At 70.7% G+C, this 13,602-nt stretch carries 12 protein-coding genes; 2 read left to right on the forward strand and 10 right to left on the reverse strand.

What is annotated here, in order from left to right; translation table 11 throughout:
* Positions 1–303: 303 nt before the first annotated feature.
* Positions 304–1,311: a stage II sporulation protein M gene (locus ACIP79_RS19900; RefSeq protein ID WP_401225022.1), complete on the reverse strand. Its 1,008-nt coding sequence runs from the start codon at positions 1,309–1,311 to the stop codon at positions 304–306.
* A gap of 119 nt (positions 1,312–1,430) precedes the next feature.
* Between ACIP79_RS19900 and ACIP79_RS19905 the strand changes: the two genes are divergently transcribed.
* Complete coding sequence (locus ACIP79_RS19905; protein WP_401225024.1) at positions 1,431–2,429, forward strand: RDD family protein; 999 nt, start codon at positions 1,431–1,433, stop codon at positions 2,427–2,429.
* A gap of 73 nt (positions 2,430–2,502) precedes the next feature.
* Here the strand turns inward: ACIP79_RS19905 and ACIP79_RS19910 are convergent, their stop codons facing one another.
* The 9 genes from ACIP79_RS19910 to ACIP79_RS19950 all read right to left on the reverse strand — a co-directional run bounded on the left by ACIP79_RS19910 (position 2,503) and on the right by ACIP79_RS19950 (position 12,743).
* The gene (locus ACIP79_RS19910) at positions 2,503–3,117 is read right to left on the reverse strand and encodes a hypothetical protein (RefSeq protein WP_387188255.1); all 615 of its coding nucleotides are present in this window, start codon (positions 3,115–3,117) and stop codon (positions 2,503–2,505) included.
* A gap of 99 nt (positions 3,118–3,216) precedes the next feature.
* A complete protein-coding gene (ahcY, locus tag ACIP79_RS19915) occupies positions 3,217–4,674 on the reverse strand; it encodes an adenosylhomocysteinase (RefSeq protein WP_401225027.1) in 1,458 nt (485 codons plus the stop codon).
* A 376-nt stretch (positions 4,675–5,050) separates the two neighbouring features.
* The gene (locus ACIP79_RS19920) at positions 5,051–6,028 is read right to left on the reverse strand and encodes a cation diffusion facilitator family transporter (protein WP_401225028.1); all 978 of its coding nucleotides are present in this window, start codon (positions 6,026–6,028) and stop codon (positions 5,051–5,053) included.
* A 112-nt stretch (positions 6,029–6,140) separates the two neighbouring features.
* Complete coding sequence (gene manA / locus ACIP79_RS19925) at positions 6,141–7,292, reverse strand: mannose-6-phosphate isomerase, class I (protein ID WP_401225030.1); 1,152 nt, start codon at positions 7,290–7,292, stop codon at positions 6,141–6,143.
* A gap of 90 nt (positions 7,293–7,382) precedes the next feature.
* Positions 7,383–8,510 carry an SIS domain-containing protein gene (locus ACIP79_RS19930; protein WP_401225032.1) on the reverse strand — a complete coding sequence of 376 codons (1,128 nt, stop codon included), beginning with the start codon at positions 8,508–8,510 and terminating at the stop codon, positions 7,383–7,385.
* 27 nt (positions 8,511–8,537) lie between these two features.
* On the reverse strand, positions 8,538–8,708 hold the full coding sequence (locus tag ACIP79_RS19935) for a Trm112 family protein (protein ID WP_383680124.1): 171 nt from the start codon (positions 8,706–8,708) through the stop codon (positions 8,538–8,540).
* Positions 8,709–8,954: 246 nt separating this feature from the next.
* Complete coding sequence (locus ACIP79_RS19940; RefSeq protein ID WP_401225035.1) at positions 8,955–10,319, reverse strand: phosphomannomutase/phosphoglucomutase; 1,365 nt, start codon at positions 10,317–10,319, stop codon at positions 8,955–8,957.
* A gap of 199 nt (positions 10,320–10,518) precedes the next feature.
* The gene (locus ACIP79_RS19945) at positions 10,519–12,135 is read right to left on the reverse strand and encodes an L-lactate permease (protein WP_401225036.1); all 1,617 of its coding nucleotides are present in this window, start codon (positions 12,133–12,135) and stop codon (positions 10,519–10,521) included.
* A gap of 182 nt (positions 12,136–12,317) precedes the next feature.
* Positions 12,318–12,743 (reverse strand): DUF3499 domain-containing protein, encoded by a 426-nt coding sequence (locus tag ACIP79_RS19950; RefSeq protein WP_399215476.1) that lies wholly within the window; start codon positions 12,741–12,743, stop codon positions 12,318–12,320.
* A 369-nt stretch (positions 12,744–13,112) separates the two neighbouring features.
* Here ACIP79_RS19950 and ACIP79_RS19955 point away from each other — a divergent pair, with 369 nt between their 5' ends.
* Positions 13,113–13,562 (forward strand): metallopeptidase family protein, encoded by a 450-nt coding sequence (locus ACIP79_RS19955; protein WP_383680204.1) that lies wholly within the window; start codon positions 13,113–13,115, stop codon positions 13,560–13,562.
* Positions 13,563–13,602: the final 40 nt, after the last annotated feature.

Raw genomic sequence — 13,602 nt, forward strand, 5'->3', positions numbered from 1 at the left:
TCTATCAGACCGTTTCCGGTTCCGATTTCCTCGGTGCCTTTCAGGTTTCCGCTTTCGCGTTTCCCTTTCCGGCGGTTCCGACTTTATCAGAGGTTTTCGGCCGAACTGACCGGCATCCATTTCTGAATCATCGGGAGGGGCCCCTCGGAAAACGACGTTTCCAGAAGCAGGCAGACCCTGACCGCTGCCACCGGACGGATCCGTTTCTAGGCAACTGTTCTAATCTACCTCCCCACCGTCTCCGCGTCAACGGCTTCTGTGGGGCGAAGAGGAGACTAGCAGGTCAGCAAGGGCGGACGCACATCAGGCAGCTGTCGGGAGAGTGGCACTGCGCTCGGCCTCGTCGACGTCACCGGTTTCGCCGGCCCGTACGGCACGGCCGCCCAGTACATAGACGTACGCGAGGAAGGCCAGTTCAGCGGCGATCCCGATGCTGATGCGGGCCCAGGTGGGGAGACCGGACGGCGTGACGAAGCCTTCGATGGCTCCTGAGATGAAGAGGATCAGGGCCAGGCCTATTGCCATGCCGAGGGCGGCTCGGCCCTCTTCGGCGAGTGCGGTTCGGCGGGGACGAGGGCCGGGGTCGATCAGAGTCCAGCCCAGTCGCAGGCCCGTTCCCGCGGCGACGAAGACGGCCGTCAGCTCCAGGAGGCCGTGGGGCAGGATCAGGCCCAGGAAGGTGTCGAGGCGTCCGGCCGAGGACATCAGCCCGATGCCGATACTCAGGTTGAGCATGTTCTGGAAGAGGATCCAGATCACGGGCAGACCGAGGAAGACACCCAGGACCAGGCACATCGCGGCGGCCTGCGCGTTGTTCGTCCACACCTGGGCAGCGAAGGACGCGGCGGGGTGGCTGGAGTAGTAGGTCTCGTACTCGCCGCCGGGGCGGGTGAGTTCGCGCAGTTCACTGGGGGCGGCGATCGCCGACTGGACCTCGGGGTGCGTGCCGATCCACCATCCCAGGAGGGCCGCGATCACGGTGGACAGGAGAGCGGTGGGAACCCACCAGTGCCGCGAGCGGTAGACCGCAGCGGGGAAGCCGTGCGCCAGGAACCGCGTGACATCGCGCCAGGAGGCTCGGCGCGTGCCTGTCACGGCTCCTCGCGCGCGTGCAACGAGTTGGCTGAGGCGTCCCGTCAGCTGAGGGTCGGGAGCGCTCGACTGGATCAGGGAGAGGTGGGTGGCGGTGCGTTGGTACAGGAGGACGAGTTCGTCCGCCTCTGCCCCGGTGAGGCGGCGTTGGCGGCGGATCAGTGCGTCGAGCCGGTCCCACTCGGCCCGGTGGGCGGACACAAAGACGTCGAGGTCCATCTGGTTGGCTGCTCCTCGGCTGCTCGTCGTAAGTGTCAGCTTGTCGTACTGCGGCGCGATGTGCCCTCAGCTTGGCAGACTGGCTGTTCTCGAGGCAGGTCAGGGGAAGGACGGCGCACGTGAGTGAGCTAGTGACGGGCGAGGCGGTGGCGCTGGAGCTGCGCCCCGCGAAACTGCCGAGCCGGACGCTGGCCGTCCTGCTGGATCTGGTCGTGTTGGTGACCGTCTATGTCGTCGTGACCATCGGCCTGGTGGCTGCGACGGCCTCACTGGACGAGGCCGCGCAGGTCGCCCTTTCGATCGCGTGCTTCCTTCTCGTCCTGGTGGGCGGGCCGATCGCGGTGGAGACCCTCAGCCACGGTCGCTCGCTCGGCAAGCTGGCGTTCGGGCTGCGGGTGGTGCGCGACGACGGCGGACCGATCCGGTTCCGGCACGCGCTGGTTCGCGGTGCCGTGGGCGTGGTCGAGCTACTGATGACGTTCGGGATCATCGCGTGCATCGCCTCGCTGGTGTCGGCGCGCGGGCGGCGGCTGGGTGACGTGTTCGCGGGGACCCTCGTCGTACGGGAAAGGGTGCCGGCCGGTCGTTCGGGTTTTGTGCCTCCGCCGCCGCCCTGGCTCATGGGGCGTTTCTCCGAGCTTGATCTGTCCGCGGTTCCGGACGGGCTGTGGCTGGCCATCCGGCAATACCTGACGCGGATGCAGCAGTTGGATCCGCAGGTCGGTGGGGCGATGGCGGAGCGGCTCGCCACCGACCTGGCCGCTCGTACGGGGGCCCCGGCGCCGTCCGGGATTCCGCCGGCGGCCTATCTGGCGGCCGTGGTGCAGGAGCGGCAGATGCGGGAGGCCCGGCGGTCCTTCGGCGGTGGGGCGGCCGTGGCCACGCACGGTGTTCCGGGTGGACCCGTGTTCGCGGCGCCGGGCGCGGTCGGACCCGCTCCGGTGCGACCCGGCGCCTACCCCTACCCGTCAGGCCCCTCAGGCCCTCCCGCCGCCGCGCCCTCCTGGACGGCACAGGCGCCGCAGGGCGTGGCACCGCAGCCCGTGGCGGCACCGCCAGCCGCGCTGCGGCCCGATCAGGTCGACCGTCCCTCCACCGGATTCGCGCCGCCCGCCTAGCCCGCGACCACCACGGTCGATGCGCTCGATGCGGGCGGTGTCCGCACATCTCGTCGGGAAGAGGCGGACGTCGTCAGGTGAGGACGGACGGGGGCGACTCGAGGTGTTCCAGCTCGATGCCGGGTGCCGCTAGCACCACGTCTCCCGTGAGGTGCACGGCGTGCTGCTCGCCGGTGTCCAGGGCTGTGACCTGGTATTCGTCCACGGTCAGGGGGCCGTTGTCAGTGGCGTGTGTTTCTCTCGACATCAGGGCCCAGGACTGGTCGAGGGTACGCGGGGCGAGGACGGGGTCGGTGAAGGCGACAAGGCGTACGCGGGTCGCGGCGGCGGACGGGGTGAGGCGAAGGAGACGGGCGGTGGCGACGAGGAACGCGGGAGAGGTGCCGGTGAACGCGTGGGCGCGGACGTTGCCTTCGGTGGCCCGGGTGCCGGCGGGGTCGGTGCGGACCCAGGTGACGCCGTCGAGCGCCGCGCCGCGGACCTGCCAGCTCGCGGCGTTCAGTTCGAGACGGATGGGGCGGCCGAGGTCGTCGATGGCGAGGTCGACGGAGCCTGCGTGGTCGCCGGAGGGGGCGGTGAGCTGAGAGACGTAGCGCCAGCCGGAGGGGCCGGGCGCGCAGTGGAAGTGTTCTTCGGCGAGGGGGGTGTGATCGTGCGGATCATGGAGCGAATAGCGGCCGCGGGGCATGGGGGTTCAGGTCCTCATCCGGGACAGGCCCCCGCCGTGACGGCGAGGGCCTGCTGACTTCCGTGAGCCGAGCGGTGGTACCGCTGCTCGGCGGCGGGCTCAGTAGCGGTAGTGGTCCGACTTGTACGGGCCCTCGACCTTGATGCCGAGGTAGTCGGCCTGCTCCGGGCGGAGCGTCGTCAGCTTCACGCCGAGCGCGTCGAGGTGGAGGCGCGCGACCTTCTCGTCCAGGTGCTTGGGGAGCACGTAGACGTCGGTCGGGTACTCCTCGGGCTTGGTGAACAGCTCGATCTGGGCCAGCGTCTGGTCCGCGAACGAGTTGGACATCACGAACGAGGGGTGACCGGTGGCGTTGCCCAGGTTCAGCAGGCGGCCCTCGGAGAGGACGATGAGGACCTTGCCGTCGGGGAACGTCCAGGTGTGGACCTGCGGCTTGACCTCGTCCTTGACGATGCCCGGGATCTGCGCGAGGCCGGCCATGTCGATCTCGTTGTCGAAGTGGCCGATGTTGCCCACGATCGCCTGGTGCTTCATCTTGGCCATGTCGGCGGCCATGATGATGTCCTTGTTGCCGGTCGTGGTGACGAAGATGTCGGCCTTGTCGACGACCTCGTCGAGCGTCGTGACCTGGAAGCCGTCCATCGCCGCCTGGAGCGCGCAGATCGGGTCGATCTCGGTGATGATCACGCGAGCGCCCTGACCGCGCAGGGACTCCGCGCAGCCCTTGCCCACGTCGCCGTAGCCGAAGACGACCGCGGTCTTGCCGCCGATGAGGACGTCGGTGGCGCGGTTGATGCCGTCGATCAGGGAGTGGCGGCAGCCGTACTTGTTGTCGAACTTCGACTTGGTGACGGCGTCGTTCACGTTGATCGCCGGGAACAGCAGGGTGCCGTCACGGTGCATCTCGTAGAGACGGTGGACGCCGGTCGTGGTCTCCTCGGTCACGCCGCGGATCTCCGAGGCGAGCTGGGTCCACTTCTGCGAGCCCTCGGTGATGGTGCGGCCGAGGAGCTCAAGCACTACGCGGTGCTCGTCGGACTCGGCGGTGTCGACGGAGGGGACCTTGCCGTCCTTCTCGAACTGGACGCCGTTGTGGACGAGCATGGTGGCGTCGCCGCCGTCGTCCAGGATCATGTTCGGACCGCCGGTGGGGGTGTTCGGCCAGGTCAGCGCCTGCTCCGTGCACCACCAGTACTCTTCCAGGGTCTCGCCCTTCCAGGCAAAGACCGGGACGCCCTGGGGGTTCTCGGGCGTGCCGTTCGGGCCGACCGCGATGGCGGCGGCGGCGTGGTCCTGGGTGGAGAAGATGTTGCAGGACGCCCAGCGGACCTCGGCGCCGAGGGCGACCAGGGTCTCGATGAGGACGGCGGTCTGCACGGTCATGTGCAGGGAGCCGGTGACGCGGGCACCCGCGAGGGGCTGCGTCGCGGCGTACTCCTTGCGGATCGACATCAGGCCGGGCATCTCGTGCTCGGCGAGGGTGATCTCCTTGCGGCCGAAAACGGCCAGCGAGAGGTCGGCGACCTTGAAGTCCTGTCGGGTGTCGACGGTCGTCATGTCGAGCTGCTCCTCGGTATCGGGATTGGGGCGAGGTGGTACGGCTGGTCTGCGCGGCGGCGGGGCACACGTGCTCCGCCGGGCACAGGAGTGCCCGATGCGCGCAACGCAGTCCGTCGGAGGCCCTCTCTCCCTCGGCCGGTCCGCGGAGGGACCGCCCGACCGCCATCAGCAGCGACGTCTGGCTCAACCACCAAGCTACACCGGTGGGCCGGGCCCTCCCCAGCCCGTATCGGGGAGGGGAGGGCGCGGCCCTTCCGGATCGTCGTCGCTCCGTGCAGGTCAGACACGTCTCGCGCGTCCGAGAGGTCCGGCAGATCCGGCGGAAAGAGTCCGTCCGGACTCCAGGCGGCCCCCAGTGGAGGGCGGGCGGGAATCAGTGCGCGGCGGGGTGTGTCGGACCGCCCGGGGCCGCGTTCGCGTCCGGGCCCTTCGCCGCGTCCGCCTCGTTGTAGATGTCGGGCTCCAGGTAGATGACGCGGGCGATCGGGACCGCTTCCCGGATGCGGGACTCGGCGGCGTTGATCGCGCCGGCGACCTCGGTGGCGGTGTCGTCGTGCTGGACGGCGATCTTGGCGGCGACCAGGAGTTCCTCCGGGCCGAGGTGGAGCGTGCGCATGTGGATGATGCCGGTGACCGTGTGGCCGTCGACGATGGCGGTCTCGATCTTCCTGACCTCTTCGATGCCCGCGGACTCGCCCAGCAGGAGCGACTTGGTCTCCACCGCGAGGACCAGGGCGATCACGATGAGCAGGATGCCGATGCAGAGGGTGCCGATGCCGTCCCAGACGCCGTCGCCGGTGGCCAGGGCGATGCCCACGCCGCCGAGCGCCAGGATCAGACCCACCAGCGCGCCGAGGTCCTCCAGGAGCACGACCGGCAGCTCGGGCGCCTTGGCGTGGCGGACGAACTCCTTCCAGGACTTCTGGCCGCGCTGCGGGTTGGACTCCTTGATGGCGGTCCGGAAGGAGAAGGACTCCGCGATGATCGCGAAGACGAGGACGCCCACCGGCCAGTACCAGTGGTCGATCTCGTGCGGGTGCTTGATCTTCTCGTAGCCCTCGTAGATCGCGAACATGCCGCCGACCGAGAAGAGGACGATGGAGACGAGGAACGCGTAGATGTAGCGCTCGCGGCCGTAGCCGAAGGGGTGTTCCGGGGTTGCCTCGCGCTTGGCCTTCTTGCCGCCGAGCAGGAGCAGTCCCTGGTTTCCGGAGTCGGCGAGCGAGTGCACGGACTCGGCGAGCATCGACGACGACCCGCTGAAGAGGAACGCCACGAACTTCGCTACCGCGATCGCGAGGTTGGCGGCGAGTGCCGCCACAATCGCCTTGGTGCCGCCTGACGCGCTCATGTGCTCGAGGGATCCCTTCGTACGCCGTCCAGGTCTTTGCCTGCCTTTTGCCAGTGGGCCATTGTTGCAGCCCGCTCGGCCAACGGGGCCTCAGGCCGCCACAGTGGTCACATCAAGCCACTACCGTCGCCCTGAAAATCGTGCCGGGACCGGACACTTCGACCTTTTCGCCTGCGGGTACGAAGACGGACCGGCCGGGGCCGAGCGTGATGTCGCCGGCTCGTGCGGAACCCGCCGTGCACAGCAGGATCTGCGGGGTCTCGGCGGTGAGGTCGCGCGGCGGGGTGTCCTGGGGCAGGACGTGGCGGGAGAGGCGGAACTCGTCGATGGGGGTCGCGTAGACCTCTTCGCCGTCGGGAGAGGCCTCCGGGCGCAGGATGCCGGGGTCGCTCGCCTCGAAGCGGACGATGCGCAGGAGTTCGGGGACGTCCACGTGCTTGGGGGTCAGGCCGCAGCGCAGGACGTTGTCGCTGTTGGCCATGATTTCGACGCCCAGGCCGTTCAGGTAGGCGTGCGGGACTCCGGCGCCGAGGAACAGGGCTTCGCCGGGCTGGAGTCGGACGTGGTTGAGCAGCATGGCGGCGATGACGCCGGGGTCGCCCGGGTAGTGGTGGGCGAGGTCGGCGTACGGGGCGTAGGAGCCGCCGAGTCGGGCGCAGGCCGCCGCCGTCTCGGTGACCGTACGGGCCATGGCGTCGCGGTCGGCGGTGAGCAGCGCCGTGAGGACCTCGCGCAGGGCGGCCTCTTCGGGGTGAGCGCGCAGCAGGTCGACGTACGGCTTGAGGGAGTCGACGTCCAGGGCGGCGAGCAGTTCGGCGGTCTCCTCCGGGGCGCGGAAGCCGCAGAGGCCGTCGAACTCCGTGAGGGCGCAGATCAGTTCGGGCTTGTGGTTGGCGTCCTTGTAGTTGCGGTGCGGGGCGTCGACCGGGATGCCGCGGTACTCCTCGTCCTCGTAACCCTCTTTGGCCTGTTCGAGGTTGGGGTGCACCTGGAGGGAGAGGGGGGCGCCGGCGGCGAGGATCTTGAGCAGGAACGGGAGGCGGGGGCCGAACCTGGCGACGGCCGCACGGCCGAGTTCCCTCTCGGGGTCCTCGTCGATGACCTCGGTGAGCGGACCGCGTCCGGTGTGCGAGGGAGCGCCGGGGTGGGCGCCCATCCACATCTCCGCCTGCGGTTCACCGGTCGGCTCCACGCCGAGCAGGCGCGGGATGGCGGTGGTCGAACCCCAGGCGTAGGGGCGGACGGTGTTGTCGAGGCGGTCCATAGTGTGTCGTTCTCTCCGTACGTACGCTGCTCAGCGGGCGCTTCTCACCACACGCGGTGTCCGGTGCCGTCTACCCGGGATGTCTCAAGATCAGGCTCTTGAGACGAGCGCCAGGTAAACGGCGGCGAAATCCGTGACGGCGATCAGTTCGGCGAGGGTCTCCAGCTCGCCGCCCTCCTCGGGTTCGAGCTCGCTGATCGCGGTGTCGTGGCTGAGGGCCAGTTCGCGGGCGGCCGGGGCGGCGGTGAGGCCTCCTGCCGGGCGGTCGCGGAGGAGCACCACGCGCGCGTGGAGGGCCTGTTGCTCCTCGACGCGGTCGCGGAAGAAGTCGTCGGGGTCGGCGCCGGCGGCCAGCGCTCCGGCCAGCAGCGCGGTGTGCTCGGCGAGCGCCTCGGGCAACTCGCCGGTCAGCGCGGGCCGTCCGGCCAGTTCGGCGAGCGCGGCGGCGAAGCGGCGGCCCGCCGGACCCGCGGACGTGCCCTCGGTCCAGATGACCGGGAGCGCCTCGGCGAGTTCGGAGGCGAGGGTCTTGGCGGGGTTGCTGTACGTCGCGATCGCGGGGCCGCAGCGCTCGGCGACCTGGTCGAGGCGGTCGGCGACCTTCTGGATCGCCTCGGGGGGCGCCGTGAGCAGGCCGGTGCGGTCCAGGAGCGCGAGCAGCGGGGTGAGCAGCGCCCACAGGGCGCCGGGCGCGGAGGCGGCGGGCGGCTCCTCGCGCTCGTACGGGGTGACGGCCAGCGGTACGAACAGGCCGTGCGCGCCGTCCACGGACTCGGGCAGCGGGGAGTGGGCCGGGGCCACGGCGGCGACGGTGCAGCCGCGCCGGTAGGCCGCGTCGACCAGGAGGGAGAGTCCTGGCTCGTAGCCGTCGGGGGTGGCGACCAGGAGCAGGTCCAGGGGGCCCGCCCAGCCTGGGAGCTCCCAGCGCAGGGCGCCCGCGTCGGGGGCCACACCGGTGGGGCTCAGCCGGGTGACGGGGCAGCCCGCGCCGGCGAGGGTGCCGACCAGGTCGGCGACGCAGATGGCGGCGGTTCCCGGGCCCGCGATCAGGACGGCGCGGGGCCGGCCGTCCGGCTTGAGCGTCGGGATGCCGGCCTCGGTGGCATGCCGGGCGGCGGTGCGCACATGGGCGCCCGCCTCGGCGGCGCCCCTGAGGAGGCCGCGACGGTCCGCCCGGGCCAGTGCCTCGGGGTTGTCGAGCAGCGATTCGTCGAGCATGAGCGGCAGCCTCCGATCGCCAGGTCGTTACGCGGGGCGGCGGGCCTCGTCGACCAGCAGTACGGGAATGCCGTCCCGGACGGGGTACGCGAGGCCGCAGTCGTCGCTCGTGCAGACCAGCTCGCTCTCCTGCTCCTTGAGCGGGGCGTGGCAGGCCGGGCAGGCGAGGATCTCCAGGAGGCCGGCTTCGAGCGGCATGGGGTGTCCTTCCGAGCAGGTGGATGCGGCCTGGTCAGGGTACCGCTGTGGGCGGGCCCCGGCGTCGGCCTGTGGACGGCGTGGGGGTGGTCGGCGGGTGCGTACCCCCGGTGGGGTGGTGGGGGTGGAGGTTTCGGGTTTCTCGCCCCCTCCGCCCCTTCCCGTCCCGTTCCCGGGGGCTGCGCCCCCAGACCCCGCTTTCGCGCTTCGCGCTCGTCCTCAAGCGCCGGACGGGCTGAACGGATTTCAGCCTCTGATGATCTCCAGTACCTCGTCGCGCACCTTCGCCATCGTCGCCTCGTCGCGGGCCTCCGCGTTGAGGCGCAGCAGCGGTTCGGTGTTGGAGGGGCGGACGTTGAACCACCAGTCGCCGGTGGTGATGGTGAGGCCGTCGAGTTCGTCGAGCGTCACGTCCTCGCGGCTCTCGTAGGCGGCCCTGATCGCGGCGAGGCGGGCCTTCTGGTCGTCGACCGTGGAGTTGATCTCGCCGGAGCCGGCGTAGCGGTCGTACTCGGCGACGAGCCGGGAGAGCGGGGTGTCCTGGCCGCCCAGCGCGGCGAGGACGTGGAGGGCGGCGAGCATGCCGGTGTCCGCGTTCCAGAAGTCGCGGAAGTAGTAGTGCGCGGAGTGCTCGCCGCCGAAGATGGCGCCGGATTCGGCCATCTCGGCCTTGATGAAGGAGTGGCCGACGCGGGTGCGGACGGGGGTGCCGCCGTGCTCGCGGACGACCTCGGGCACCGACCAGGAGGTGATGAGGTTGTGGATGACGGTGCCGCCGGGGTGCTTGGCGAGCTCTCGGGCGGCCACCAGGGCGGTGATCGCGGAGGGTGGCACCGGGTCGCCGTTCTCGTCGACGACGAAGCAGCGGTCGGCGTCGCCGTCGAAGGCGATGCCGAGGTCGGCGCTTTCCTCGCGCACGCGCTTCTGGAGGTCGACGATGTTCGCCGGGTCGAGGGGGTTGGCCTCGTGGTTGGGGAACGTGCCGTCCAGTTCGAAGTACATCGGGACCAGGTCGAGGGGCAGGCCCTCGAAGACGGTCGGGACCGTGTGGCCGCCCATGCCGTTGCCCGCGTCGACCACGATCTTCAGGGGGCGGATGGAGGTCAGGTCGACAAGGCCACGGAGGTACGCCGCGTAGTCCTTCAACGTGTCACGCTGTGTGATCGTCCCCGGGGTGACGTCCGAGGGGGCCGGGGTGCCCGAGTCGAGCCAGGACTCGACGAGTTCGCGGATGTCGGAGAGGCCGGTGTCCTGTCCGACCGGGGCCGCGCCCGCCCGGCACATCTTGATGCCGTTGTACTGGGCGGGGTTGTGCGAGGCCGTGAACATGGCGCCCGGCAGGTCGAACGCGCCCGACGCGTAGTAGAGCTGGTCCGTCGAGCAGAGCCCGATCTCGGTGACGTCGACCCCGCGCGCGGCCGCACCGCGCGCGAAGGCGCGCGACAGACCGGGCGAGGAGGGCCGCATGTCGTGCCCGACGACGATCGCGGCGGCGCCGGTCACCTGGACGAAGGCCGCGCCGAACAGTTCGGCGAGCGGCTCGTCCCACTGGTCCGGGACCACTCCGCGTACGTCGTACGCCTTCACGAGCTGCGACAGATCAGCAGTCACGGCCAACCCTTCAGAAGTCCACTTCGGTCGGCTCAAACTACCTGCCCGGACCGACAGTCCGCTGGGCCGTGGCGCAGCGGACGCGCATCCGTCACATGTGGGGCTTCTTTCGTCATCTGCCGGGAGGAATCCGTCATCCGGGAGTAACGCGGGGGATCGGGACGGGCCGTGACAGCCCGCCCGCGACCACCGCCCTCCGTCAGGGCAGCATCCACCCCAGGACCGGTGAGCTCTGTCCCGCCACGATCAGGCACATGATCAGCAACAGCCCGATGCTCCACGGCAGCACCTTGCGCAGCAGGTCGCCCTCGCGGCCGGCGAGTCCGACCGCGGCGCAGGCGATGGTCAGGTTCTGCGGCGAGATCATCTTGCCGAGGACGCCGCCCGAGCTGTTGCCTGCGGCGAGCAGTTCGGGAGAGAGCCCCGACTCCCTGGCGGCGCTCACCTGGAGGGCTCCGAAGAGGGCGTTCGCCGAGGTGTCGGAGCCGGACACGGCGACGCCGAACCAGCCCAGGACCGGTGACAGGAAGGCGAGTCCGGCGCCGGCCGCCGCCACGAAGTGGCCGATGGTGGCCGCCTGCCCGGAGAGGTTCATGACGTAGGCGAGTGCGAGCACGGACGTGACGGTGAGGATCGCGAACCTCAACTCGTGCACCGTCGCGGTCCATTCCTTGACCGCCACGCGCGCGTGCACCCCGAGTACGACGGCCGTGCACAGTCCGGCGAGCAGGACGAGCGTGCCGCCGGTCGACACCAGGGGCAGCGTGAAGACGTTGCCGCCGACCGGTTCGCCGTCGGGATTCACCACGTTCAGGAAGGGCCAGTCGAAGACGCGGGTCGCTCCCGCCAGCCAGTCCTTCACGGCGGGGATCTGGGCGATGGAGAAGATGACCACGATCAGCGCGTACGGGGCGTAGGCGCGCACGACTTCGCGCCGCGGGTCCTCCACGTCCAGGTCCTCGCTCCGTACGCCGGTCAGGACCGCCACCCGTACGGGCTCGGCGGCGGGCCTGCGCGCGTGCGGTACGGCGACGAGGGCGCCCGCGCCGGCCAAGGCGGCCGCGATGTCGGCGAGTTGCGGGGAGAGGTAGTTGGAGGCGGCGAACTGGGCGATGGCGAAGGCGGTGCCGCACACCAGGGCGGGCACCCAGGTCTCGCGCAGCCCGCGCCGGCCGTCGACCAGGAAGACGAGGACGAGCGGTACGACCAGGGCCAGCAGTGGCGTCTGGCGGCCCACCACGGAGGCGACGGAGTCCAGTGGCAGATCGGTGACTTGGGCGAGTGTGACGACCGGGGTGCCCATGGCGCCGAAGGCGACGGGAGCGGTGTTGGCGACCAGCGCGACCACCGCCGCGCGCACCGGGTCGAAGCCGAGCGCGACGAGCATCACCGAGCAGATCGCGACGGGCGCGCCGAATCCCGCGAGGGCCTCCAGGAGGGCGCCGAAGCAGAAGGCGACCACGAGTGCCTGGATGCGCGGATCGTCGGACAGCCGGCCGAAGGAACGGCGGAGGATGTCGAAGTGCTGGGTGCGGACCGTCATCCGGTACACCCAGAGGGCGTTGACGACGATCCACAGGATGGGGAAGAGGCCGAAGAGGGCCCCCTGGGCGGCGCTGGAGAGCGTCTGGCCGACCGGCATGCCGTACGCGAGCCAGGCGACCAGTGCGGCGGCGGCCAGGCCGGTCAGTCCGGCCAGATGCGCCTTCATGCGGACGCCGCCGAGCAGGATCAGGACGAGGACGAGGGGCAGGGTCGCGACGAGGGCGGACAGACCGAGCGAGTCGGCCACGGGTTCCAGTTCCTGGACGTACACGTACGCCTCCTCGGATTCCGCGATGCGGAAAGCGATTTCTCACGGGCGGAGGCATGGTCGTGGCGATGGCAGGTGCGCGTCAAGACTTCCGCACCGCTGAGTGAAACGTGCACGGAACGTGCACCGAGGTGAAGTGCCCGTCGGGGCAGGAACGTTCAGCCGGTTGCGGTGGCGGAACCGGCTCAGGAGTCCGGTGAGCGCAGCACCCGGAGATGGCCGCGGCGTGCGACCTCCATCGGGTCCGCCGAGCGTGCGCCGCCGCCGGCTCCCGCCGCGCGCCGCTGCGGACGGGCCGCCTCGCGCACGGCGTTGGCGAGTGCCTCCAGGTCGTCACCGGTGGGGCGGGAGGGACCGGAGGAGTCGGCGAGCCGGACGACCTCCCAGCCGCGCGGCGCGGTGAGGCGCTCGGAGTGCTCGGCGCACAGGTCGTAGCAGTGGGGTTCGGCGTAGGTGGCGAGCGGGCCGAGGACCGCGGTCGAGTCGGCGTAGACGTACGTCAGCGTCGCGACGGCGGGGCGGCCGCAAGCGGTGCGCGAACAGCGACGTACAGGGCTCACGACGTTGGACGGTACCGCACTCCTGAGCGGGCCGCGACGACTCTCTCGCAGGTCACCCCACCGTGTCGTGCTGTGAGAACGCCCACAGGCGCCGCCGGCCACCCGGCCCCGACCTGGGGCGACATCACGCCGAGCGGTCCCGAACAGACCTGGAATCGGTCACCACTTGGCGCAAACCACGTCAATTGCCCTGCGAGGGACGGTCTTGGAGGGATACGGAATCGAGCCCAACCTTGGCCGGAATGGTCATCCGGTGACATCCGGAGTGGTCACCGCGCGACCATCGCACGGGCGCGGAGCGCAACCGGAATGTCACGGACCGGGATCGCGGCGGTCCACGGAGCAGGATCCCGCGCCGCTTCGGGTCCACCGCGTGGAGGTCGGGCGCACGCCCCTGACGAGGACTACTCTTCGTCAGTGATGGACAACCCCGTACCTCCTCGCGCCGCAGCACCCGGGCCCCGCCGTCGTGACCGCCATGGCAGGGGCATGCGTGGCCCCGTCGCGCCTCCCCAGGTGCCGCTCTCCGCGAGCCGCGCCGAGGTGTTCGCGGACCTGGTGCAGGACTCCGTGGAGCGGCTGGAGCGACGCTGGCCGCAGCTCGCCGACATCGACTTCGTCGTGCTCGAGGTGCCCCGTCTGGACGGCTCCGGAGACGGCTGGAGCGACGAGGCGGTGCCCCTGGGCGGCACGATCCCCGCCCGTGAGGGTCACCCCGCGCGCGTGGTCGTCTACCGCCGCCCGGTCGAGATCCGCACCAAGGGCCGCGACGAGCGTGCCGCCCTGGTGCACGAGGTGGTCGTGGAGCAGGTCGCGGAGCTGCTGGGGCTCACCCCCGAGACGGTGGATCCGCGCTACGGCGAGGACTGACGCCCCCTCCGCGAGGACTGACGCCCTTCGCGAGGCTGCC

It is taken from the genome of Streptomyces sp. NPDC088747 (assembly GCF_044751025.1).
GTDB lineage: Bacteria > Actinomycetota > Actinomycetes > Streptomycetales > Streptomycetaceae > Streptomyces.

What these genes read in the sequence shown, in the direction of transcription:
- ACIP79_RS19910 (WP_387188255.1), bottom strand. Translation starts at nt 3,117, where the DNA reads ATGCCCCGCGGCCGCTATTCGCTCCATGATCCGCACGATCACACCCCC.
- ahcY (WP_401225027.1), bottom strand. Translation starts at nt 4,674, where the DNA reads ATGACGACCGTCGACACCCGACAGGACTTCAAGGTCGCCGACCTCTCG.
- ACIP79_RS19900 (WP_401225022.1), bottom strand. Translation starts at nt 1,311, where the DNA reads ATGGACCTCGACGTCTTTGTGTCCGCCCACCGGGCCGAGTGGGACCGG.
- ACIP79_RS19920 (WP_401225028.1), bottom strand. Translation starts at nt 6,028, where the DNA reads ATGAGCGCGTCAGGCGGCACCAAGGCGATTGTGGCGGCACTCGCCGCC.
- ACIP79_RS19930 (WP_401225032.1), bottom strand. Translation starts at nt 8,510, where the DNA reads ATGCTCGACGAATCGCTGCTCGACAACCCCGAGGCACTGGCCCGGGCG.
- ACIP79_RS19935 (WP_383680124.1), bottom strand. Translation starts at nt 8,708, where the DNA reads ATGCCGCTCGAAGCCGGCCTCCTGGAGATCCTCGCCTGCCCGGCCTGC.
- ACIP79_RS19955 (WP_383680204.1), top strand. Translation starts at nt 13,113, where the DNA reads ATGGACAACCCCGTACCTCCTCGCGCCGCAGCACCCGGGCCCCGCCGT.
- manA (WP_401225030.1), bottom strand. Translation starts at nt 7,292, where the DNA reads ATGGACCGCCTCGACAACACCGTCCGCCCCTACGCCTGGGGTTCGACC.